Origin of the sequence: Salipiger bermudensis, from assembly GCF_017309175.1 — a bacterium.
GTDB classification, from domain to species: domain Bacteria; phylum Pseudomonadota; class Alphaproteobacteria; order Rhodobacterales; family Rhodobacteraceae; genus Salipiger; species Salipiger bermudensis.
This window is the reverse complement of sequence record NZ_JAEKJV010000001.1, coordinates 535,242-556,893: the sequence shown is the minus strand read 5'-3', so window position 1 is coordinate 556,893 and position 21,652 is coordinate 535,242. Positions and strand designations below refer to the sequence as shown.

Here is a 21,652-nt window from a genome sequence, read left to right as displayed (position 1 = left end):
CGCTGGCGCGACGGCAGCCGCCGCGATGCCAGGTCCGCAAGAGAGCCAAGCCAATATCAAGGCCTACCGTAATCAGAGATCAGTGCTGGTCTTGTATGCTTAGGAAGGGAGAAAGTGGTGGGCGACCTAGGAATCGGACAGGGTATAGTTCGCCCATATTTTACTGATCTAGGTGTCCCGCAAATTTCGTCTGCGGGACACCTGCCGACCAACCGAACCGCACCTCCTCTCGGCGCCCTACCCGGCAATAGCTGGTCGCTAAAGTGCTACCGCGAGGGCCCGGCGATCCCCGTGAAAGAAAGCGGCGAGCAAGGCGATGCCGCCCCCTCACCTCGTGATCGGCTCTAGGGTCCTAGTGAAGCTTTTCGATGAGGAGAACGCAGCGCTTAGAACCGTCCGGGACGGGCCGGGGTGGAAGGCCGGCACCTTGATCTTTAATATCCGCTTTCAGGACTACGAGAACTCGTATCCGGCCAAGCATTTGCAGCCGTATCTGAGGGTGGTCGATGAGTGACGCCCTTGCGTATGGGAAAACCGAGGTGAGATATGACGACAAGGCTTGAACTGAAGAGGGTTTTCTTCGAGGCGTACGACGGCTTCGCCGATAAACGCTACAAGAAACTTGAAAACAACCAGCCGTTCATCGTCGATGATCGAAGCCGCGGAGACCATGACGCTCAGGGGCAGCTATTCTTGTGGTTCTGCATGATCTTTGCTGAAGTCCTAGATGGCGACCGTATCCGCGTGAAACTTGGGGGTGGGGTGCCGCAGAGTGCCCGCGTATCACAATGGATTGCCGAGCACGGAGGCGAAATAGAGGAGGGCCACATTGGCTACTCCGCCGACTTCGAAGTCTCCGAAGAAAACCTCGATGACCTGCTTGATCTCGCTGACAGAGTAGGCGCGATTATTCGTGGCCACTACGATACTCCCGCCTACAAATATGTGGTGCCGCGCACCCAGGCCTCTCTTCTGCGCCTGCACGACCTGCTTGCCGAGGTGTGGCAGTAGATTTTTCACTCGACTGGAGCATGATGATGGCAGGCCTTCTGCCGAGCGCCGCCGAGAGAGCGTTACAGGTGACGTGCCAGGTCGAGGCGAATTGGTATGCAGCCGATCATCTCCGTACGCTCCTGAGCATCGTGGCAGAGTGAGTATGCCGCGGCAAACCGCAGTTCGTTGTGCAATATACCGGTCTAAACACTAGATATGGGTTCCCTCAAGCGCCCGAATCGGGGTTTGATCTCGACGTTTGATGAGGGAGAGAATTTGTGACTAAGAAGGCCACCGTCCAATATCGCTACGTGAACTTGGACAAACTCGGCGAACAATTTCATCTAAAGAATGTAGTCGTGGATGTCTTGCGGCGCTCAGCGAAGGGCGCGACTGGCTCGCGCGCTCAGCTAGTTCGTCATCGGAAGATCGATCTGGATCAAGACGGCAGCTACGTCATTCTCAACAAGATGAACGACACCGCGCTCTGGGATGGCCCGGTTTTCTGCGGGCAGTTGTTGCACATTCGCGCTGGCGCAGACGTCGCCGGAATCATGCAATCGCTCGAAGAGGACATCTCGGAACTCGAGCTTCGGAACATAACGATGGGCGACGATCAGAGGGTCGTAGATGGCGTCCTGTACTTCGCCATCGTTCACAACCATGTGGGTTTGATCGAAGGGCAGCGAGCACGTTCTCGAACGTTGGAACGGTATCTCACTCGGCTCCTCCAAGACTCGGGAGAGCTTGAGCCAGGTCACCCGGTGATCCTGAATGCGAAGCTTGAAGGCGGATCAACGGTAAACGAGGTAAGCGAGCTCTTTGTCTCTCCTCAGCGAAGCATGAGCTCAGACCAGGTGGATACCACAAGTGAACGCGGTGCCGGTAGCGCAGAAGGCCATGGCACGACAGTCTTTGACGTTCTCGAAACATTGGGCTGGTCGCACGAAGAGATCGAGAGCCTTCAGGCTGGCCTGCCCGAGGAGGGCTGGATCGAAGGCACATTCAAGATGGTATTCAAGCAGAAGGCAAAGAAGCGAGCGGCGAAAGCCGCAGTTGCTCGCAAGCAGTTGGAAGAAGCTCTCAGGAACCATCACCCTGCATCGTTTGGCCTCCGCGACCCGTCTGGCTCAACAGAAAAAAAGGGGCTTGCCAGGCTTGCTGAGAAACGCGATGTGCACACAGTCCAAGACCTCCTCGATCCTGAGGACGCTATGCGAGTGATCGTCGGGCTGCTACGATCCTGGTCAACATCCGGAAAAATCGACTGCGACTTTCAATCATGATCTGGCTCATTTCATCAGTGTTCTTTGCGCTCGGGGCAATGCTCCCGGTCGCCTCGTTCACTGATGGGGTAGCCAGTGTGCTTGTGACCTTCTTCGGATTGATGGCCACGGCGATCCTCGCGGCGCTCTCGCTTCTTGTGGGAAATGTTCTGTCGTCTGCTTGGACGGTTTCGAAGTTGAGGGAACTGAAATCTGAACTGGATTCGCTGATTACCAAGATGACGCGCACCCTAGCAGTGCTCGTCATCGGCGCACTGTGCGTGATCGTTTATCAGCTCGGCCTTCCCAAAATCGACTTCAACATCTTCCCCGCGTGGTTGCCGGTGGCCTCCCTCCCCTCATGGTCTGCTGAGTTGCCACAACGACTGGTACAAGGTCTCGTCAGCCTTTGTCTGGGCCTTTGCGCCGACCACATTGTGGTAGTATCCAGAGCATTCAAGAAAGTCTTGGACGCACGTTACGAGCTGGCATTGGCCGACAGTGTGAGACGAACGGAACGAGCCGCTCCGAAGAGCGAAGATATCGCTACTGGTTTCGCGACCCCGAAGGACTTCGGAGCTCGGATCCCGAGAGGCAACTAGTCTCAGGCCAGCTCGCCAGCCTCCTCAGTTGGATCTGTTCCGCGACTTGCGGACGTTGGCGGCATTCTGCTCGGCGGCCACCATGTCCAGCAGGTCGGAGATATCGTCGCCTTCAGCATAGAGCGCCGAGCCGTTGCCCCGCACCGTGTGGACGTAGACCAGCATACCGCAGGACCACAGCCGCTCAATCACCTGCCGCGCGTGAGCCGGTGAGAAGCCGATGCAGAGCGGCGTAGCGAAGAAAACCTGATCGCCGGCAGACAAGCTGGTGGCCATGGTCTCGAGGAAAGACGCTCGCTCCTTCAGCAGTGCCGGCCAGTTGGTGGTGCGCTTTCCGGTCACGTCGTCAACGATCAGCGCCGAAACGTCGCGCGCCCCATGCATGGATTCCGTCACGCCCCAGGCGCGGGCGCGGGCAATCTGCTCACCTCTCGACGGCAGGCGCTCATTCACCGTGATGATGGCCCACTTCCCGTTGAAGCCATCCGCTTTCTTACCGTCGCTCATGCACCGTCGCTTTCTGTCTGCTTTCTGTATTTGATAAGCAAGCAGCTTGCGGCGGTCAATCTACTCCCTTACTGTATTTGATAAGTAAGCCGAGCCGGAGGTACGAATGCCCGAAACACTTGGAGATGCCCTACCAGCTGCGATCCACCGCGTGCGCGAGGAAGTTCTGCCCGCGTATGAGGGCATCGGCGCCGCGGGACAGCCCGCGATCCAGTTGGTGATCAACCCCGCGATCCGGGAAGGCGTAGACGCGCTGGCGTCGGGCGACGTGGCCAGGATGGCCCGCGCCTACCAGGCGCTCGCCGACATCAAAGTCTGAATCTATCAATCCCCGGTCAGCCTTCCGGCATCTTCCAGCCGGCTGGCCAGCTCACGCTGTACCCAATGCCGTACTCGGTGCGGATGGTCACCGGCCACTCAGCCTTGACCAACACCTTCCGTGCCAGCTTCACCGAGTCCCTGACGGCGAGCTCACTCGGGCGGTAGTCCGCGATCTCTTCGATGTGGTCCATGAGGTGGCCCATCGTGTAGACCGCGCCGTTGCGACGGAGCATGAGCACCAGCACGGCGAGAGCCATTCGCCGCGCTGGGAAACCAAGACGCTCAAGAAGCCGCGCCATGTCCTCCGTCATGCGAGCAACGAAAGCAGCGCCTGCCCGGCATCGCGCCCGTTCTGCTGCATACCGTGCGCGTTGTAATGCGGATCATCATCCGTGGTGTACTGGTTCCCGTCCTGCGGATGCACCACCGTGACATAGGGAATTGCGTTCGGATGGCCGCTGTCCTTGTCAAAGCGGGCAAGCCAGTCCTGCATGTATTCACCGAGGCCCGGTGTCTCGATGGACTGGCTGTGTCGCACCACATGATCGCCAATATTCCAGAGGACCTGCGGCACATCCCCTATCAGGGCGCGCACTTCTGCGAAGAAGGTCTGATAGGGAGCGAGGTGCGCGTTGTCGTAAGCGTCCACGCTTGGGGCACTGAAACGGTCATTGGCGCCCATGGACCAGACCGCCCCAACGATCTCATGGTTCGGGCCGAGGGCTTCGACGGCAGCCTTCATCGCAAGCAGCTCGTTCCACATGCGCGCACCTTCGGGCTCTACCGTGGAAGAACTGCGCCAGTCTTCGGTGCCCATCAGGCCCGAGCCTGGATCACCCAGCGCCATCACCAACAACGGGCGCCCGCGGGCTGCCGACCATCCGACAAGCTCGCCAGCGACAGCGTGAACCGGCGACATGCGCCGGGCCTCGACCGTGGCGACCGGCTCAATGCAGGGCTGTGGAGTATGGCGCACGCTGTCGGTAGTCGGGAAAGTCCCCGAGAGCCGCAGGCAGGGCATATACCAGATACGCGGATCGAACGGGGTCTCGCGCGCCGACATGTCGATCTCGTCGCCGAAGCGCTCGGAGGTGGCATTGGCGCTGTTGCTGTCTCCGCCAACGATGATCACGTCGCAGGCCACTAGGTTGGGATCGACGGTCGAGAGGTCGTAGGCACGGACGTTATCGACCGTGCCGGCATAATCAGTCGTCGGCTGTAGATCGAGACGGGTTGCCGCGTATTCGACGTCGCCCGCCGGGACGAACTCGCAATCCATGTAGAGCGCGGAAAGCTGCCGGCTGATCGTGATGCCCGGGCTGGCGAAACGCATCCGCAAAGAGCCAGCGGTCGGCTGATGGTCTGCGAGGATGAAGTGCGCCCGACCCGGCGTCAGGGCCCCAGCCAGGGACAGCCGTGCAGCCTGTCCGGCGTTGCCGCCAGTGCAAGACAGGCGCCCGCTACCGTCGACCTCCCAGTTCGACCGAAAGTCGATATGCGCCGTGTCGGTGAACGCGCTTTGCGCGACGGTGAACAAGTTCGGCGGGGACGCCAGAGGGTCAACGGCAGGCGGCTGAACGGGGGCGCCTCCCCTGCCAGGCCCGCCAAACCGACGCGATCCGATGCTGCCGAACCTACGCATGGTCGACCATCACGCGCGCCTGCAGCCCATAGGCGAACCCATAGAACCTGGTCGGCGCGATGCCTTTGAAGATCTTCGGACAGTCCTCGCCGAACAGCGCCTCGCCAGGCCGAAGCTCGTAGCCAGGCGCGGTTGCCGCCGGTGTCTCTTCGCTGGTCGTGGCGATCACGCGGACGAACTTGGAGGTCGGGTTCTGCACCGTAATCTCGGACACGTTCGCGCCGCTGAGGCTCAAAAGCACAGGCACATCGCCCTCGATCGTTTCAAATTCATGCTTGGGCATCTCTGCACCTCATCGAGAAAGGGGAAGCCCGCGCGCCGACCAAAGCACGCGGGCGGGGACAGACGAGCCGCAGTTGACGGCCGTCTCTGCGATCCGGTTCGGATCTGGGATCCGGGAAAAGTGGAATGTGGCGGCCCGGCCCGCCCACCGCCGGCACCGCGCCGGCGGATCTCGTTACGCGGGCACCTGCACCCCGAAGCGCTCCATTGCCTCGCGGTAGTAGCGCAGCGCCAACCGGTCGAGGACGCCATCCCCTGGCACCAGCTGCTCGATCGCATCCGGGACAGACTGCTGGGCATGGAAGATCGCATGCGCCTTGATCTCCTCCAAGCCGGCCTCAGGCCCGCGAGCGAGCGCCGCCTCAATGCCGCTCTTGATCGCGGAGTGCAGTGCTTCGCGCGCCTCACGCTCGATCGCGATGCCCGTGGCCGCCTGGAACGCTCCGGCGGCGCGGTTGATGATGATCGTCAGGAAGATGCCGAAGACGCCCAGCAGCGCCTCCTGCAGCCCCGCATCGGCGAGGAGCGATGTCAGGATGTCCATAAACGTGTTCCTTGTTGGATTGGCGGCAGAGCGCCGCTGAGAGGACCAGCGCGAGGCGCCAGTCAGTGATCGGGAGGATCATTCGCCGGCCAGCGCGCGATCGGCGGTGTCGCGGATCTCGGCGAGACGCCAGCGCAGCTTGGTCGCGGCGGTGTAGTCCGGGTCGGTCGCGGGATCAGCCTCGGCCGACGGCAGCGCGCCCGCGAGCCACTTCGACACGTTGAAGCCCGGGCAAGCCTTGGCGGCGTAATCGTTGTGGCCGCTGATCTTGAGGCCGGGCCCGTAGGTGGCGTCGAGCTCGGCCAACAACTCGCGCAGCGCCGCATCCTGCGCCTCGGTGAAGTGCTCCGAGAAGACATCGGTCTCCGCGCTGCCATGGCCGCCGAAAAGCGACACGCCGATGGTCCCGGTGTTGTGGCCTTTGACATGCGCGCCGGTGCGCTCGATCGGGCGCCCGGTCGCCACGGTCCCGTCGCGGTCGATCAGGAAGTGATAGCCGATGTCAGACCAGCCGTTGTCATCGACATGCCAGCGCTTGACCTCCGCCACCTTCGCGCCGGTCGGGTAGCCATCCATCCAGTTGGCGCGTGTGGCCGTGGCGTGAACGATGATCTCAGTGATTGGTCGCATGGTCTCTCCAATGAAAAAGCCCGGCGCGATGTCCGGGCATTAGGGTTGCTTTCAAAGTGGCAAGCTGCTCATGTCCGCGAGCGAGTGCTGCGACAGGCACGTGTTTCCCTTCGTCGCCGAGCCCGTCCCAAGCCGGGTGCAGCGCTCGCGCCTGTCATCTCACCAGAAGTGCGTGCGAGTCAGGTATCGCTCGCCGCGGTAGCAGGCGTGGAGAACGTCCGCGAAGGTCTGGTCGATCATGAACTCGGGAATCGGGACGTAGAGACGGGTCCATTCCTGCCGCCCCTCTCCGCGACCGCGCGGCCTGTCCTTGAAATGCGCGCCTGGTATCCTGACCCCGTTCCCACGCGCCCCGAGAAAGACTTCGATCCCTCGATACTCGCAGCCGCCGCGCAGCTTGACCGCACCGCCCGCCAATTCGCTCGCGGCGCCGTCTTGAACGGGGCGAACCGCTGTCCTCTCGAACGGCGTTGTCACCGGCCAATACCGGGTCTCCGCCAGAGGCGCGAAAAGGTAGGCCAATCCGAGCAACAGAAAGGCTCCGACCAGCCCGCGATACTGCAGCAGCGCTGCGCGTGTATGGGTCATCTTCCCAAACGCTCCCGAATGATGGATTTGACGAACTCCCGATCGGCCAGCACCGCTGCGACGATGTCGAGGAGCATGTATCCGAACGCGGTCAGCACCATGACGACGAGTGTCTCGCTGCGACCGGTCCATTCCGCAACCTCAGGCGTCTGGCTGTAGCCGATGCCCGCGCTGATCGCGGCGATGAAGACGCGACCGACAAACGGTCGCGCCCGGTTTCTCTCGATGACGATCAAGGCCCCGGCGGCAAGCGCGACCCAGAATTCCAGTGGTTTGCCGAGCACGTTGCCTCCGGTCATAAAAAAGCCCGCCGGCGGCGGGTCGTGTCGCGCGATCGTTGGCCGGCTCAGGAAGGCCAGTAGCTCGGATCTGTGAAATCCTCCGGGATCGCGCCGGCGTCCTTGATCGCCCAGCTCGCGGACATCACGAGCTCGACCCACATCATGCCAGCCTCGGCCAGCTCCACGGCCTGCGCGCCGGTCAACTGGTGGATGGTGTTCGCGGCATCGCGGTAGATCATGTCGGCAGTCGTGTCGTTCGCCTCGACGCGCGCGGCGCCGCGTTGCAGAAGCGAGAGCATCACGTTCTGATCAAACGGTGTGCCGATTACCGGAACGTCGCCAATGCCGGTGACGGTCACGGTGGTGCCGGCAGCGATGAGCTGGTCGCGGTGAGCGTGCAGGGCAGCTTTGCGGTCTCTTTGGATCAGCTCGGCCTGCTGCGCCTCGCTCATATCGCCCACGGTCGCCAGAGCGATGGCGGTCTCTTGCGTGCTGTTTCCGGGCGCGCAGAACACTCGGACGCGCTCGCTCGGCGCAGTTTCGACAAGCCACTCCGTGCCGGATACGAGAGTGGCGCTGGGGGAAAATTCTGTTTCAGTCGGCATGATGTTGCGTCTCCTTAGAGCCAGCCGATACGGATGGCGCGTGACGATCCGCTTCGGTTCTCGATTTGAAGATTTCCGTTCTGGGGCAGGAAGATTGTTAGGTTTCCGTCCGATCCGGAGGTTCCGGTCGCGGAACCTCCGCCCGCCACATCTGTGTCCAAGTTTGCTCCAGCGTGGAGCGTAATGATGCCGTTGGTCGCACCGGCGTCCATCAGGAATACCCCAGACTCACTCAAAGTCGGGAAGCCGCTGCCCTTGACAGGGAAACTCATGATCGAGACGAGACCACCTGCACGCGGCGGCGTAAACTCGCCAAAGCCATCATCAGCAATGACAAGGTAGTCCCAGACAGCATCAGTCCCGAGGCCGAATGCCCCGACCCTCATCAGCTTGTCTGCCGTGGTGTCGGCAGGCGTGGCCTGAACATCCTGGTCGGTGATCGCCGTCATCCAGTCACTGAAAGTGACGCCATCCCAGCTGCCCCGGAATGCCAGCTTGGGAAGAGCGCTATTGGTCCGCTCAACGGCAACCTGACCTGTCAACAAGCCGAACCGCATCAGGTTAACGCCTGCGCCCAAGGGGAAAGGCGTGTTGATGTCATCGCTGGTAAACTGCATGAATCCGGACGTCGCAAAATTGTTCATGTCGTCGCCCGGAGGGGGCATGGTCGTCGCCGTCGCGACGCCGCCTGATCCCGTCCTCAGCAGTTTGCCGGAGGTGGTGTCCAGATCGTCCGATGTAACGGCACTGCCAGTGACGGGCAGATCGACACGCATTTCGGTGGTGGACAGTAGAACGCGTCGTACACCATTGGTCACGAACCCCAGCTGGTTCGCCGCCACGCGGTAGAGCCCCATCGCCGTATTGCTGGCGAAACTGATGCCCGGCGCACCAACCGTACCGTTGCCGAACCGGCCCGACAGTGCGCCATCGACATAGCCCTGCACGGTCGAGATCAGCGCAGCCATCTGCTGCGCCGCCAACAGCGGATACCCCTTGACCGGAACAATGCGGTAGACCTGCCCGCTTTGGGTCGTGCCGAGATAGTTCGGGGAAATCGTGAGGCTCGTGTCGCTGTTGATCGAGACGATCTCGTAGAGCCGCCCATCGGGCAGCCAGATCCCCTCGCTCGCCTGCGCGTTTGCGACCCATGCGGTGCCGCTCCCAGTGACCGTCGCGCTGCCATTCGTGACGCTGACCGTGCCGGCCGAATACCATGCCATCTGATTTGCTCCTTACTCCGGCTTCGCCGGCCAGTTGATGTTTTCGGGGAACCCGGGTTGATCGGGGATGTCTCGAAGGGCCTGCCGGTAGGCGGCCCAAGCGGAGGCCTCGACCGGTGCGTCTGCGACCTGCGTCCAGTCGGAGGCGGCGAGGAGCGCGGCCCGGCGGGCCCGCACCTCACGCGCGAGCGCCTCTGGCTCCGGAGGCATCTCGACCAGCTCGCCGTCGACATAGCCAAGGCCCAGAGGGTCGATCCCATCCGGGATTTCGGCCACATGAAGACCGGCGGGCGTCTCGCCTTGAGTTGCCCAGCTGCGGATCCTGCCCGCATCGTCGTAGAATATTTTCATCGCTTTCTCGCTAGAGCCCAGACGTTGGAGGAAAGGATCCCTTTGCCACCCATGTTGCGGATCCTCAGGATCACCTGCGGGTCGGTTCCGGTGATTCCGACCCGCGACAGCGGCATGTTGATGACGCGCGCTGTTGGGTCTGCCTGCGCAGAGGAATAGACATACTCCGCGACCTTCACGCCGCCGATAAAGGCATTGATCTCGAACCCGCTCGGGAAGTTTCCGGCCACATCGTCGAGCCGGATCTGAGCCGCCCCGAGCACGCCAAGCCCTGCGACCACATCCGTCGCCAGCGTGAAGTTGACGACTTCGGTCGGGGTCGCGGAATTGTTCGTCACCGCGCCAGACCCGCCGATGCCGTAGACCGTGGCAGCGTCCGCTTGGATCTTCCCAGTCTGCACCGAGCCATCAGCGTAGTTGATCGTCCCGACCGTCAGATTGTTGATGAACGCACTCTCGGTCGCGAGGCTCTGCAGCACCGCGCTGTCGATCTGCGCTATCCCCTTGATCCGCACATAGTCCACGTCAATCTCGGCGGTGACCTGCGTTCCGCCAGTGCCGTCCGAGACGCTGACCAGCTCCATCACGTTTGCACCATTGAGCCGCCAGACGTAGCCGGACGCAATCCCGTCGGCTTGCGCCTTGGCGAAGGCGGTCGCGGAGGCCAGCGCCTCGAGGTCCCCATACTCAGCGCTGATCCGCTGCTCGACAGCCGAGATCGCGCCGTTGGCATCGACGTAGCTGCCCTCGATCGTCTCGATCCGCGCCCTGGCATCGAGCTCGGTCTGCGACATGCGCTCGACACGGGCCTCAGCCACGTAAAGCGAGCCGGAAAAGCTACCCACGCGGCGCAGGAAAACCTGCATCCGCGACGCGCCAGCCGGGGCTGTGATGACCTGCGCTGGCGGGCGCGACCATGTCGTGCTGTTGACCGTCATGCCGCGCGCCTGCTGGGAGACAAGACCGCCATCGGCGTCTAGGAATCGCAGCAGCACATCGACAGTCCCGCTGGCCCCGGAGGCGGCGGCAGCCTCGATCTCGATAGAGAAGCGGTTGCCTTCTGATACCGAGAAGCTCCCTTCGACCTGCACCTGGTAGAGGCTCGAGCCAGACGCCATCTGCAACAGGTAGAGACGCGGCGCCGTGTCGCCGACCGTTCCACCGACGCTGCTCTTGTTGACGACCGAGATCTCCGCCGCTGCCGCCGTCCAGCCGGTAAGGTCGCCCGTCGCGAACGCGCCGTTCGGGATCAACTGCTCGGCCCCGAGCCCGACCTCGAACACATCCGCCCGACCCGCCAGCGCGGAGATGTCGCCCTCGGTCGCGTCTACGCGAGACACGGCGCCGGAGATTGCGCTGGCATTGGCGCTGATGTCGCTCTCGGTATCCGTGACCCGGTTCGACAGTGTGGTGACCGCGCTCGAAATAGACGAGATGTCGCCTTCGTTCGAACTCACCCGGCTGTCGAGCGTCGAGATCGTGCTGGCGTTCCCGGAGACCCCGCTTTCCAGGTCCGACACATCGCTCTGCAGCGAGGTGATCGCCTGTCCCTGAGACGTGATCGTGCCCTCGGCGTTGCTCACCCGCGTATCGAGGCCAGAGATCGCGCCGCCGTTGGCGGTGATCCCGCTCTCGGCGCTCGACAGATCCGATTGCAGGGTCGTCACGTCCTGCGAGATCGACGTGATGCTGCCCTCTGCCGAAGTGACGCGGGTCGTCAGGTTCGAAAGGCCGCTGGCGTTGGCGCTGATGTCGCCCTCCGCGTCGCTCAGACCACTTTGGAGAGAGGAGATCGCCGAGCCCTGCGAGATGATCGTGCCTTCGGCGCTATCGACCCGCGTGTCGAGCCCAGAGATTGCGCTGCCGTTGGCCGTGATGTCACCTTGGGCGCTCGACAAACCGGACTGCAGGGTCGTCACGTCTTGGGAGATCGAGGTGATGCTACCCTCGGCGTCGGTGACGCGGGTGGTCAGGCTCGAGAGGCCGCTCGCATTGGCCGTGATGTCGCCCTCGGCGCTCGACAGATCCGACTGCAGCTGCACCACGTCCTGAGAGATCGAGGTGATACCGTTCTCGGTGGTCGTGACGCGCGTGGTCAGGTTGGAGATCGCCGTCGCGTTCCCGGCCTGACCTGTCTCAAGGCTAGAGACATCGGCCTCAAGCGTCGTGGCACGCTGAGCCAGCGAGTCGATACCATCCTCGGTATCGGTAACCCGAACCACCAGCGCCTCGATCGCGGAGGAGCTGCCGCCATCGAGTGCCGCCTCAAGGTCCACAATCTGCTGCGCGAGCGCCTCGTCTTCAGCCGCCCGAGCGAGACGCTCGGTCTGGATCTCGGCAACGGCGTCCTCTAGCGCGGCGCCAAGCTGCAGCCGTTCGGACGCCTCGGCAAGCTGTCCCTCCTCGACGTAGGTGTGCAGCTCGGACGCCGCGAGCGCGATGCCTGCGCGGAGATCCTCGCTGCCCTTGAACTGCGCCCACATCTCGCCAACCGTCAGCGCCGACAGATCGTCGAGATCGAGACCGATCTCACGCACGCCCGAGGTCAGGAGCGTTCGGTCTGCGCTCTCTGCGACAAGCCCATCCTCGGTGTCCGACACGCGGGTGGTCAACTCGTCGATCGCGTCAGCTTGCGCCGCACGCTCGCCATCCGCGTTTTCGATGTCGGTCTGCAGCTGCGTCACCGCCTCCGCCGTGGCCTCGGCCTCGGTCGCCCGGGTGCGCAGAGTGTCCTCGATCTGGGCGACGCTGGTGTCGACCTGAGACCGCAGCTGGGTCACGTTCTCTGCGACAGCCCCGTCCTGCTCGTCGATATAGGCCCGGAGATCCTCACGGGCCTGCGCCTCGGCGACGCGCATTGCCTGATCGCTCGCGAACCGCTCGCCCATCTCCTGCACCATCAGCGCCGAGGCGTCCGACAGATCCCCCGGAAGGACGCGGCTGGCCTCGACCGCGCTGCTGATTTCGGCATTGTCGGGGAAGGCAGAAATCGTCTGCTCAGCCGCAGAAAGCCGCGCCTCGGCCGCGTCGAAGGTTGCCGAGGTGACCCGGTCGGTGATCTGCCCCTGTAGGCTGTCCAGCGTCTCCGTGACCGTGGTCATAGTGACGAGCCCGCCTTCGACCGTCAGCGTCTCAGTCAGGCTGGTGACGGTGCCCTCCACGGCGTCAAGATTCACCTCTGCATTGGAGATACGCAGGTTGAGGTCATCAATCAGCGGGATCTGCGTCGGGTCGAGAACAAGCTCGGACACCACTTGATCGACGTAAGCGACCGACGCCTTCAGGTCGATCGTCGCCAGTGCGGCGTCCAGTTCAATCGACACGTCGGAGACCTGCCCTTGCAGGTACTCGTAGGCGGCGATCTTGACCGTCCCGCTCTCGGGATCGACGTAGATCCCCGCATCGGAGATCCGCTTGTCGGTCGCAAAGAGGGCCGCGCCGAACTGCGCCAAAAGACCGGCAATGTCGGAGGTGGCCTCCTCGGCATCTGAGATCCTCGGCAGAACGAGATCGAGCCGCTCGCGCTCGGTTGCGATCTGGCTCGAAAGCGAAGTCGGCGCCGACAGCGGCCCGAGCGAGGTTTCGATCGCGCCGATGATCGTCTCAGCACCGATCCCATCGAGATAGGCATCAAGCGCGTCGAAGGTCGGCACGCCCGACAGGCTGGCGAGGATACGGTCGCGGAGATCTCCCACCGCGCCAGTCGCATCGTCGAGCGCATCGTCATGGCGCGCGAAGGCAACGTCGATCGAGTTTGCCAGATCGTCCGACAGGTCAGCGGGTGTCAGACGCAGGTCGCTGGTCGTCACGGGCAGCCATGCGCTCCATGTCCGCTGATCCGCAATCGCGGTGACGAAGCTCGCGTGCACCTCGTAGGCGGTCGCCGGCAGTATCCCGTCCGCGATCAGCACACTCGACGACGACGCCTCTGCGAATAGCCCGCGCTGCACGATGGCCCCGGTTGCGGCGACACGCACCTCCCACGTCACGCGCAGGGTGCGGTTGACCGACGGGGTCCAAGCCAGCTCGATCGCCGGACGACGCCCGTTGCCTGCGGCGTCGGGAACGCTCGAAGCGGTCACGGTGGCGGCAATCGCCGGCGGTGCCGGGGCGGCGATGGAGGCGAGAACCGTGTTCGGCCAGTCCTTCCAGCCCCGGGTCTGGCCGTCCGGACCGACAATCCGCACCTGCCCCTCGTAGGTCAGCCCCTCATCAAGCGCGCCCGTGAGCAGCGAATACTCCGCACCCGACAGCGCCTCTCCATAGGTGTAAACGGACCCAGACCCGGCTTCGCGCCAGCGCAGCTGCGTGGTAAGCCCTTCGCTTGCCGAGCGTGTCGCGAACGGTGCGATCTGCACGGCGATGCGCGGACGCACCGACAGATCGGGCAGGATCATCTGCGTGGTGCTGTCCGAATAGGCCGAGATCACCGCCGGCGCCGGAGGCAGGCCATAGTCCGCGCGCTCGCGGGGGTTGGTGACGATCGGCGAGTAGGTCGGGATCGGGCCGGTCGCGGCACCAAGGATCGCCGGGACCGCATCGACGCAGGTGATCTTCGCGCTCTCGTCCTTTCGCGGGTAGATCCCGGTCACGAGCATCTCGGCGCTGACCTGCTCGGTCTCCTCGACCGCCACCAGATCGCCCACCGCAATGTCGGCGGCCGAGATCTGCACCTCGGGCGTCCAGACGCGGGTGCGGGGATCCTCCGGGGAGAGGGCCTGGAAGATGACCTCGGCCTGCACGTTGCGCACCGAGAGGCGGAAGCTGTCGCGATTGAAGTCGAACAACTCGTCGAGCGTGATCGTCGCGACGTTGCCCGATCCGTCCTCGGTGATCGCCTTGATCCGTGCGGCACCGACCCCGATCAGCGGCACGTCATGAACGAAACGGATCTTGTCTCCGCGCTGCACGCGGATGTGCTCCCAGTCGGCGAAGAAGGTGTGCGTCTCCGGGCGGTTCTCGGCGACGGCGAGGTGATAGCGCCCGAGGCGATAGGCGTTGCCCTCGTCCTCGTCGTCTGCCGTCACCACCGTACCGGCCAGCTGCAGGGTCTCAAGCTCGGTCGCGGTCTCGCGGGTGAAACCGTCCTTCAGGACAAGGATCTCGTCCTCCTCCCACTCGAGCCGCTCGGAGCGCGCTTTGACGCGGAAGCCGTGGATCTCGCGCGGGAACGCCAGCTGGGCCTTGTAGCCCCACGAGTTGCGCGGCGTGAAGGTCTGGCGCACCGGCCCGGCGGCACCGTCCCGGATCACCGACCAGCGGAAATCGGACAGGGTGCGGCGGGCACGGCCGGCGGCGCAGATCACGTCGAGAACCTCGGCGGTCTGCGTGGGCGTGTCGATCACGTAGTCGCAGGTCCAGTGCGGCTCCTGGTCGGCCCATGCCTTGATCGCATCGAGGTCGAGACGGCTGTCGGCCACCGGGCGGCGTTGTTGCGGCCCGCGCAGCGCCTGCGCGTAGAGCCATGCAGGATGGCGCACCGGCTGCGGGTCGGTCCATGCGCTGCCGTCCCAGACCGGGGCCAGCTGCTGCACGATGCCGTTGAGGCTGTCGAGCCGCCCGTTGAGCTGGTCGCTGGCTTTGATCTTGAATGCGACCTCGGCAATGCCTTCCGGGCTGGGCAGTGGCTCGCCGCTCATGCTGCGGATCGCGGTGACCCACGCGCGGTTCTGGTCGCGCGTGCTGTAGTCGATCCCCGATGTCCGCTCGATTTTGATCGCATACTGGCCCGGCTCCGGGAACGACATCGGCACCGTGTAGCGCAGCGCCGTGGTCGATTTCGCCTCGTAGGTCGGGCTGGCGACTAGCACCCAGTCTTCCTCGACGATGCCGCCGGCGACAGGCTGGTAATAGATCGCGAAGCTGGCGTCGTGAGACTCGAGACCGTCATCCGTGCCATCGTAGAGGCCGCGCGAGAACGAGATGTCGACGGAGGCCGCGCTCGACGCTTCACGGGTGTAGCGCACCACCGGCGCGCCCGGCTCGGGCAGAGCGTTCTCGTCGTCCTGCGTGATGTCCTCGGGATAGAGGAACATCGAGTCGGTGCCATAGCGCCAGCCGGGCTGCACCTCGTGATATGTCGCCGTCGCCTTGGTGATCGTGACGGCATCGATACCCTTGCCACTGAAGAACGTGAGCCAGTTGTCAGTGTATTCACCTGCGCGCGGCGTCGAGCCGGTCAGCGTCACGCGGTATTCGCGCTCCACCCCATCCGAGTAGCTGGCCGAGGTGAAGGTGCGGGTTTCCTGCAGGCCGCTGAGCGGGTCGTGGTTGGTCACCGGGTCCTGGAGCGTGAAGCTCGCGACCTGCGTCCATGTGCCAGAGCCTGCGACCGCCTCCTCCACGATGAAGGTGTAGCCCGAGATCTTGTCCTGCGCCGACACGTTGAACTCGATCGTCACCTGATCGGCCGCCGCCCGCGGGGCGAAGATCCACGTCTTGCCGACCTCGGTCAGCTTGAAGCGCGGCTTATTCTCCTCGCCGGTTCGGTCGACCACGAAGGGGGCAAGCCCCGGCATGGCCGCAAGCGTCAGATCCCGATCCACGTTGCGGAACTCGAGCTCCACCTCCGCCGCGGCAAACTCGGTGATCGGGGTGGTGCCGATGCGCAGATCTTCCAGCGCCAAAGGCCCATAGCCGAAGGTCATCCGCCCGTAGTAGTAGACATCCTGGCCCGCGTTTTCCGAGAAGCCGGTCGCGGTCAGCGGCGGATATATCCGGTGACGGCCGAGCACTGTTGGAAACACGCCGTAGGGGTTGGCCGCGTTGGCGGTCCCGGTGATCGCGTAGTTCTGGACCCCCGAGGCGCCCTCGGTCTTCGCCGGCGGGATCAGGGCTTGGACCAGCAGAGTGCCGACGATGGTTACCGCGGCGACGACCAGCGAATAAGCCAGAGATCCCACCGTCAGTCCAAGCGCCGCGGAGCCAGCAATCGCCGTTGCCGCCTGCGGGATCGCCAGAGACGCGATCAGCGCGATCGAGCCGGGGTCGCGCACCGGGAATGCCACCTCGACGCGCGTACCGATCAGAGGGCGCGTCTTGCCCCACATATCGAGCGGCACCACCGAGATCTCGCCGCCGCGGATCATCGTGACCACAGGCAGGCCGTAGCGCTCGGTGTCGAGATCCATCGCGCCCACGATCTCCGCAATCGTGCTGCCCACGGGCATCTCGGGCGCGACCACGTCATGACGGATCGGGTGGCGCTGTCCGACCGCTTCGATATGAGCCAGATCTTTAGGCAATTCGGTAAATCCCTTCGAGCTTGCCGAGCCAGGAGGCGCGGCGCCAGCACTCGACCCGGCTGTCAGCCACGGCGTCGATATGCAGCATGTCGGTGTTGTCGATCGCATAGCCGAGGTGCAGGGGGCGCCCGGCCATGCGGAACAGGAGCGCGTCGCCCTCCTGCGCGGTGGTTACCCGCTCATAGCGCGGGCGGTAGGTGTCGACGGCGTCTTCCCGGACGGCATCGCGAATGGTGCATCCCGGGTCTGGCAGCTCCCGCCCGAAGCGCTCGCGATGCAGGGCCAGGAACAGGCCGAGGCAGTCATAGGCCTCCGGCCCCCGCGCCAGCTCGGCGTAAGGCAGACCCACCCAGTCGTCGGACCACATCAGAAAAGGCCGGGACAGACGCTCGGCGTCATCTCGAGAAAGCCGAACTGCTCCTCGAGGATCGGCTCGATCGTCATCACGCCGTTGATGGTCAGCGCGTCGTATTCGATGCCGGTGATCTGGACCTCGAAAGGCCCCATCTCGATGACATCGGGCGTGGCGGCCAGCACCCAACTGACCTCGCCAAGCACCTCGTTTCGGACCTGCCGCAACTGGCCGATGATCTCGCGTGTGACGTTCTGGACCGTGAACCGCAAGACCGGGAAACCCTCGTCCTTGTCCTCGGGCAGCGCCAGATCGAACGCGAACGGCAAATAGGTCTCGCCGCCATGCACCAGCGGCTCGGTGTCGCGCACCCAGCGCACTGAGTCGGCCCAGGTCGGGTGCATGAGCTTGACGATCGGCACGAAGACCTCGGCGCTCTCCTGCGCGTAGGTCGCGGCGAGCAGCCGGTCGGAGAGGTTTCTCATGGCAGGATCTCAAGCTCGGCGGTGACGGAGAAGAAATCGCCCCACCTCTCGACGCTGTATCCGCCGAGGAACCGGAAATCGCGCGTCGTATCATCGAAGGTGTCGAGCGCGTCGAACGACAGAGCGCCCTCCCCGAGCGTGACGGAGAAGAACGCTTCGAAGGCATCAAGCTCGGGCTTTGTCATCACCGCCATCCGACCGGATCGGCTTTGCGGCGTGGTCGATGTGCGGCGGCGCACCTTGTCAGGCCCGAAATCCATCTCGGACCTGAGCTGCCCGCCAGAGACCTGCCGGTTCGCCCCTGATCGTGAGCTGAAAAACGGCAGCGAGGCCGGCCATGTGGGCATGTCAGGTTCCTTTCGGGCTCGGGCGCAGGCTGTAATTGCGCTTCATCGCGCGGTTGCCGCGCCCGCTGTCGAAATAGTCATCGATCGCCTGCTCAACGTCGATGTCTAGGCCCCCGGCAGCATTGCGCCGGGTCGAGACCTTGGCCCCGTAGTTGTTGATGTTCACGGGCATGTTGACCTCGGTTTTCGCGCCGAGGCCACCGCCCTTGGTGTGGTCGATAACGGTCTCATTGGGGTGCAGAATGCCCACAAAGCCGCCTTTGCCATCTATGCCGCCAGTGCGAGAACCCGCCCCCGTGTAGCCGCCACCATCGAAGGAGGCGTATGCACCGGTTGGGATGTTCCCGGCGAAGGCCGGTGCAGCGGCACCCCCGAAGAGACCACCGCCTGCGCCCACCGCGCCGAAGACGCTGCTGAGCATGTCGCTGATCCCCGACGAGATGAAATCGCTGGCGATGCGCTGGAAGACCCCTCGCATAGCATCGCCGAAGTCCTGCCCTTGCGTGATCGCGCCTGAGACTGCCGAGCCGATGCTGTCGAAATATCCGCTGAGCTTCTGGCTTCCGTCATCCAGTGTTTGGCCGGTTGCGTCCGTGACCTGCTTTGCCGCGTCTGCTGCCGACTGGGCCGCCGCCTGGGCATTGTCGGAGATGCCGATGCCCAGACCCGACATGAGGTCGGCACCCAGGCGCATCCATGCTTGCGACGGAGAGCGCGTTTCAGAAACATCTCGCGCCGATTCCTCGGCGGCATTCGCCACATCGGCGGCTGCGCCCTCTACGCCGGCCTGCCCCGAGCGGATCCCCTCAGCCAAGCCCTCCGAGATGTCCGCGCCGACCCCGCGCATTTGCCCCAAGGGCCCATTGGCATCCTGAGCAGATGCACCGGCAACCCCCCTCTTGATGCTGTCGAAGATCCCTTGCCCGGCTTCACGCGCGGCGTCGGCGACACGTCCGGGGATCGCCTTGATCCAGTCGATCAGGCTGGTCACAAGCTCGTCTATTGCACCGCCCACCGAGGCGATCTTTTCCCGAATACCCTCGCCGATTGAAGCGATGATATCCCGACCGGCCTGCACGGTATCCGTGATGACCTGCGTGATGGTCTCGACCACGCCGGGGAAGGTGTCTCGGATGTAGGAGACGAAGGTGTCCGTGATCCGCTGAGAGGCTTCCAGGGCGCCCTTGAAGTCTCCCCGAAGGAGCGCTGAGAACAGCTCGATGTAGCTCACGGCGATTTCGAAGGCGGCTTTTCCGGTATTGCTGAAGATCTCCCAGACGCGCTTTGCCACTGAGCCGACGGTATCGAGGGCCGTTTGCAGGACCGGGTATTTCTCGACCAAGCTGTCCCACTGGATCGCGACATAGGCCACCGCGCCTGCAACAGCGCCGAACGCCAATACCGCAAGACCGATCGGCGAGGCGAGCGCTGCAAGCCCGGTCGCCACGAAGCCGAGCGCCACCGCCATTGGGCCGATCGCGACCGCCGCGGCGCCGACGGAGGCAACGAACGTCTTCATGCGCGGCGAAAGCCCGGAGAACCACTCTGAGACATCGGCAATTCCTTCCGAGATCGACTTGAGCGCCGGCGCAAGCGCGACCGCCATCTGGTTGCCGAGGCCTTGAGTGACGAGCCCTAGCGCGCTCATCGCGTCGTTGGCCTCTTCGATACTGTCCGCATCGACATCGCTGACCGAGACACCAAAGCGCTCGATTTCGTCGGTCGCCTTGTCGATCGTCGCCGCGTCTAGGCGCAGCATCGCGAGGCCGGTCTTGTCGCCAAACACCTGAGAGGCGACCGCAGCCTGCTCCGCTGCCGGCACCATCGCCGCGATGCGCTCCTGGATCAGCTTGATGCGCTCGGCCGCGTCGAGATCAGCCAGATCAGCTGCCTCGATCCCGAGCCGTGCGAAGGCCTTGGCGCCTGCACCGGCCCCCTGCTCTGCTAGGCTGATCCGGCGCGTCATCCGCCGCAACGAGCCCTCGAGATCCCCCTGCGAAATTCCGGCCATATCGGCAGCGCGGGTCAGCGCCTGGATGCTGCTTGTCGTCGTCCCAAGCGATTGCGCGAACTTCGCCTGCGCGTCGATGGTCGAGAGCGAGGACCGGACCATCAGGCCGGTGGCCGCAACGAACGGCGCAGTGACGCGGGTGGACATAGTTCTGCCCACCTTCTGCATGTGCCCCGCCGCCTTGGTCAGCGAGCGCTGAAGGCCATTCATGCTGGCCTGCGCGCGCTTCGCCCCCTTTTCAAAGGCGGCGCTGTCGAGGCTGAGGAGCGCGCGAAGTGCGCCGATTTCAACTGCCATTTGCCGCCTTTCCGCTTACCGCACGCATCCAAGCCCGCGCTTCAACAAGATCCACCTCGCGGTTCTGACCCTGCTGACGCTCAAAGTTCGGCTGATCCGGCATGTCGTTGGGTTGATGCACCGCAAAGCGGTGATATTGCGCCGCCTGCCAAGCGAGCCGCGCATCTCGGAGAGCCGCAGTTTCGATGATGAGCTGCGCCTCTCGAATGGTCGTGTTGGCCCATAGCTCGGGGTCTTGGCCCGCCAGAAGCCATTCACGAAATAGGGCGGTCCAGTCTATTTGGACCGGGCCGCCCCCTTCGCGTTTTTTCCTGCGCTGCCCTTCGTGGCCTGTGGGAACGCGGCCTCAGCGATCTCGCCCATCAACTCGCCGGCTGCCTCGAGACCGATCTCGTCAACTGCGCCCTGAGCCCAACCAAGATCACGGCCAGCGCCATCCGATGCGCACTCCGCCAGAAGCCGAACAACGGTGCCGACGCGGAAGCCCTTTTCAAGCCCCTGCATCACTTCAACGATCCCAGCACCCATCGTATCCTCGATCGCCATCATGGCGCGGCTGGTCAGGCGGAACGTCTCAGACGCCCCGCCGATCTCTTTGGTAACGCCACTGATCATGCTGCAGTGCCCTCGGTGAACGTCGGCGCACCGCTGGTGCGGATTGCGAGGTTCATGGCGATGATCGCACCAACCTCGTTCTGCTCGAGTTGAGGCGTGACGTACCCGGTGAATTCGAAGATGTCTCCGGTGGTCTGGCCCTCTTCCAATGGAAGAGTCGTCTGGAAGTAGACGAGCGTCCCTGCGGTCATATAGCCGTAGGCGGTGGCGTAGCCCGCGCTGGTGTAGCCACAGGGGATCGTGATCTGGCCTGCGTCCTTCAGGCCTGCCACGTACTCACGATAACCGCCCTCGCTGTCGAAGTTGGTCGCGTCCTGATACTCGATCTCAACGGTGGGAACACCGAGACCCTTGCACTCGGGCACGTTCGCCCAGGTGCTGCCGTCAGTGCTCCACTCGGTGGTGGCACCGTAGACAATACGCTGCTTGGTCGCCATGGCGATCACTCCTTCTCAGCGATTTCAGAT

General features: G+C 63.8%; 22 protein-coding genes. 4 read left to right on the top strand and 18 right to left on the bottom strand.

The window, feature by feature from the left end:
• The first annotated feature begins 546 nt into the window (after positions 1-546).
• The 3 genes from JF542_RS02775 (at position 547) to JF542_RS02765 (ending at position 2,860) form a co-directional block, all read left to right on the top strand.
• Complete coding sequence (locus JF542_RS02775) at positions 547-1,011, top strand: hypothetical protein (RefSeq protein ID WP_207074658.1); 465 nt, start codon at positions 547-549, stop codon at positions 1,009-1,011.
• Between the two features lie 260 nt (positions 1,012-1,271).
• On the top strand, positions 1,272-2,279 hold the full coding sequence (locus tag JF542_RS02770) for a hypothetical protein (protein ID WP_207074657.1): 1,008 nt from the start codon (positions 1,272-1,274) through the stop codon (positions 2,277-2,279).
• Complete coding sequence (locus JF542_RS02765; RefSeq protein ID WP_207074656.1) at positions 2,276-2,860, top strand: hypothetical protein; 585 nt, start codon at positions 2,276-2,278, stop codon at positions 2,858-2,860. The genes JF542_RS02770 and JF542_RS02765 overlap by 4 nt, the downstream gene beginning before the upstream one ends.
• Before the next feature lie 24 nt (positions 2,861-2,884).
• Here the strand turns inward: JF542_RS02765 and JF542_RS02760 are convergent, their stop codons facing one another.
• Positions 2,885-3,367, bottom strand: a complete 483-nt coding sequence (locus JF542_RS02760; RefSeq protein WP_207074655.1) for a hypothetical protein — start codon at positions 3,365-3,367, stop codon at positions 2,885-2,887.
• 106 nt (positions 3,368-3,473) lie between these two features.
• Between JF542_RS02760 and JF542_RS02755 the strand changes: the two genes are divergently transcribed.
• On the top strand, positions 3,474-3,686 hold the full coding sequence (locus tag JF542_RS02755; RefSeq protein ID WP_207074654.1) for a hypothetical protein: 213 nt from the start codon (positions 3,474-3,476) through the stop codon (positions 3,684-3,686).
• Positions 3,687-3,702: 16 nt separating this feature from the next.
• Here the strand turns inward: JF542_RS02755 and JF542_RS02750 are convergent, their stop codons facing one another.
• The 17 genes from JF542_RS02750 to JF542_RS02670 form a co-directional block, all read right to left on the bottom strand.
• Positions 3,703-3,987 (bottom strand): helix-turn-helix domain-containing protein, encoded by a 285-nt coding sequence (locus tag JF542_RS02750; RefSeq protein ID WP_242533547.1) that lies wholly within the window; start codon positions 3,985-3,987, stop codon positions 3,703-3,705.
• A gap of 8 nt (positions 3,988-3,995) precedes the next feature.
• On the bottom strand, positions 3,996-5,225 hold the full coding sequence (locus tag JF542_RS02745) for a hypothetical protein (RefSeq protein WP_242533546.1): 1,230 nt from the start codon (positions 5,223-5,225) through the stop codon (positions 3,996-3,998).
• A 97-nt stretch (positions 5,226-5,322) separates the two neighbouring features.
• Positions 5,323-5,613 (bottom strand): hypothetical protein, encoded by a 291-nt coding sequence (locus tag JF542_RS02740; protein WP_207074652.1) that lies wholly within the window; start codon positions 5,611-5,613, stop codon positions 5,323-5,325.
• A gap of 174 nt (positions 5,614-5,787) precedes the next feature.
• The gene (locus JF542_RS02735) at positions 5,788-6,156 is read right to left on the bottom strand and encodes a hypothetical protein (RefSeq protein WP_242533545.1); all 369 of its coding nucleotides are present in this window, start codon (positions 6,154-6,156) and stop codon (positions 5,788-5,790) included.
• 78 nt (positions 6,157-6,234) lie between these two features.
• Positions 6,235-6,786 (bottom strand): N-acetylmuramoyl-L-alanine amidase, encoded by a 552-nt coding sequence (locus tag JF542_RS02730; protein WP_207074651.1) that lies wholly within the window; start codon positions 6,784-6,786, stop codon positions 6,235-6,237.
• 159 nt (positions 6,787-6,945) lie between these two features.
• Positions 6,946-7,374 (bottom strand): hypothetical protein, encoded by a 429-nt coding sequence (locus JF542_RS02725; protein WP_207074650.1) that lies wholly within the window; start codon positions 7,372-7,374, stop codon positions 6,946-6,948.
• On the bottom strand, positions 7,371-7,673 hold the full coding sequence (locus tag JF542_RS02720) for a hypothetical protein (RefSeq protein WP_207074649.1): 303 nt from the start codon (positions 7,671-7,673) through the stop codon (positions 7,371-7,373). The genes JF542_RS02725 and JF542_RS02720 overlap by 4 nt, the downstream gene beginning before the upstream one ends.
• Positions 7,674-7,720: 47 nt before the next feature.
• Complete coding sequence (locus JF542_RS02715; RefSeq protein WP_207074648.1) at positions 7,721-8,260, bottom strand: DUF4376 domain-containing protein; 540 nt, start codon at positions 8,258-8,260, stop codon at positions 7,721-7,723.
• A 14-nt stretch (positions 8,261-8,274) separates the two neighbouring features.
• Positions 8,275-9,483 carry a hypothetical protein gene (locus JF542_RS02710; RefSeq protein WP_207074647.1) on the bottom strand — a complete coding sequence of 403 codons (1,209 nt, stop codon included), beginning with the start codon at positions 9,481-9,483 and terminating at the stop codon, positions 8,275-8,277.
• A 12-nt stretch (positions 9,484-9,495) separates the two neighbouring features.
• Positions 9,496-9,834, bottom strand: a complete 339-nt coding sequence (locus JF542_RS02705) for a tail fiber assembly protein (RefSeq protein WP_207074646.1) — start codon at positions 9,832-9,834, stop codon at positions 9,496-9,498.
• A complete protein-coding gene (locus JF542_RS02700; protein WP_207074645.1) occupies positions 9,831-17,078 on the bottom strand; it encodes a host specificity factor TipJ family phage tail protein in 7,248 nt (2,415 codons plus the stop codon). Before JF542_RS02700 ends, JF542_RS02705 begins: the two co-directional genes overlap by 4 nt.
• Positions 17,071-17,445 (bottom strand): NlpC/P60 family protein, encoded by a 375-nt coding sequence (locus tag JF542_RS02695; protein ID WP_207074644.1) that lies wholly within the window; start codon positions 17,443-17,445, stop codon positions 17,071-17,073. Before JF542_RS02695 ends, JF542_RS02700 begins: the two co-directional genes overlap by 8 nt.
• The gene (locus JF542_RS02690) at positions 17,445-17,915 is read right to left on the bottom strand and encodes a DUF1833 family protein (protein WP_207074643.1); all 471 of its coding nucleotides are present in this window, start codon (positions 17,913-17,915) and stop codon (positions 17,445-17,447) included. Before JF542_RS02690 ends, JF542_RS02695 begins: the two co-directional genes overlap by 1 nt.
• Entirely contained in the window at positions 17,912-18,262 is a 351-nt protein-coding gene (locus tag JF542_RS02685) for a hypothetical protein (protein ID WP_207074642.1), read from the bottom strand. The genes JF542_RS02690 and JF542_RS02685 overlap by 4 nt, the downstream gene beginning before the upstream one ends.
• A gap of 1 nt (position 18,263) precedes the next feature.
• On the bottom strand, positions 18,264-20,570 hold the full coding sequence (locus tag JF542_RS02680; RefSeq protein WP_207074641.1) for a phage tail tape measure protein: 2,307 nt from the start codon (positions 20,568-20,570) through the stop codon (positions 18,264-18,266).
• Positions 20,571-20,846: 276 nt separating this feature from the next.
• Positions 20,847-21,185, bottom strand: coding sequence for a GTA-gp10 family protein (locus tag JF542_RS02675; protein ID WP_207074640.1), 339 nt, complete (start codon positions 21,183-21,185; stop codon positions 20,847-20,849).
• Complete coding sequence (locus JF542_RS02670; protein WP_207074639.1) at positions 21,182-21,622, bottom strand: phage tail protein; 441 nt, start codon at positions 21,620-21,622, stop codon at positions 21,182-21,184. Before JF542_RS02670 ends, JF542_RS02675 begins: the two co-directional genes overlap by 4 nt.
• Between the last annotated feature and the right edge of the window lie 30 nt (positions 21,623-21,652).

What these genes read in the sequence shown, in the direction of transcription:
- JF542_RS02775 (WP_207074658.1), top strand. Translation starts at nt 547, where the DNA reads ATGACGACAAGGCTTGAACTGAAGAGGGTTTTCTTCGAGGCGTACGAC.
- JF542_RS02765 (WP_207074656.1), top strand. Translation starts at nt 2,276, where the DNA reads ATGATCTGGCTCATTTCATCAGTGTTCTTTGCGCTCGGGGCAATGCTC.
- JF542_RS02760 (WP_207074655.1), bottom strand. Translation starts at nt 3,367, where the DNA reads ATGAGCGACGGTAAGAAAGCGGATGGCTTCAACGGGAAGTGGGCCATC.
- JF542_RS02755 (WP_207074654.1), top strand. Translation starts at nt 3,474, where the DNA reads ATGCCCGAAACACTTGGAGATGCCCTACCAGCTGCGATCCACCGCGTG.
- JF542_RS02750 (WP_242533547.1), bottom strand. Translation starts at nt 3,987, where the DNA reads ATGGCGCGGCTTCTTGAGCGTCTTGGTTTCCCAGCGCGGCGAATGGCT.
- JF542_RS02740 (WP_207074652.1), bottom strand. Translation starts at nt 5,613, where the DNA reads ATGCCCAAGCATGAATTTGAAACGATCGAGGGCGATGTGCCTGTGCTT.
- JF542_RS02735 (WP_242533545.1), bottom strand. Translation starts at nt 6,156, where the DNA reads ATGGACATCCTGACATCGCTCCTCGCCGATGCGGGGCTGCAGGAGGCG.
- JF542_RS02730 (WP_207074651.1), bottom strand. Translation starts at nt 6,786, where the DNA reads ATGCGACCAATCACTGAGATCATCGTTCACGCCACGGCCACACGCGCC.
- JF542_RS02725 (WP_207074650.1), bottom strand. Translation starts at nt 7,374, where the DNA reads ATGACCCATACACGCGCAGCGCTGCTGCAGTATCGCGGGCTGGTCGGA.
- JF542_RS02720 (WP_207074649.1), bottom strand. Translation starts at nt 7,673, where the DNA reads ATGACCGGAGGCAACGTGCTCGGCAAACCACTGGAATTCTGGGTCGCG.
- JF542_RS02715 (WP_207074648.1), bottom strand. Translation starts at nt 8,260, where the DNA reads ATGCCGACTGAAACAGAATTTTCCCCCAGCGCCACTCTCGTATCCGGC.
- JF542_RS02710 (WP_207074647.1), bottom strand. Translation starts at nt 9,483, where the DNA reads ATGGCATGGTATTCGGCCGGCACGGTCAGCGTCACGAATGGCAGCGCG.
- JF542_RS02705 (WP_207074646.1), bottom strand. Translation starts at nt 9,834, where the DNA reads ATGAAAATATTCTACGACGATGCGGGCAGGATCCGCAGCTGGGCAACT.
- JF542_RS02695 (WP_207074644.1), bottom strand. Translation starts at nt 17,445, where the DNA reads ATGTGGTCCGACGACTGGGTGGGTCTGCCTTACGCCGAGCTGGCGCGG.
- JF542_RS02690 (WP_207074643.1), bottom strand. Translation starts at nt 17,915, where the DNA reads ATGAGAAACCTCTCCGACCGGCTGCTCGCCGCGACCTACGCGCAGGAG.
- JF542_RS02685 (WP_207074642.1), bottom strand. Translation starts at nt 18,262, where the DNA reads ATGCCCACATGGCCGGCCTCGCTGCCGTTTTTCAGCTCACGATCAGGG.
- JF542_RS02680 (WP_207074641.1), bottom strand. Translation starts at nt 20,570, where the DNA reads ATGGCAGTTGAAATCGGCGCACTTCGCGCGCTCCTCAGCCTCGACAGC.
- JF542_RS02675 (WP_207074640.1), bottom strand. Translation starts at nt 21,185, where the DNA reads ATGATCAGTGGCGTTACCAAAGAGATCGGCGGGGCGTCTGAGACGTTC.
- JF542_RS02670 (WP_207074639.1), bottom strand. Translation starts at nt 21,622, where the DNA reads ATGGCGACCAAGCAGCGTATTGTCTACGGTGCCACCACCGAGTGGAGC.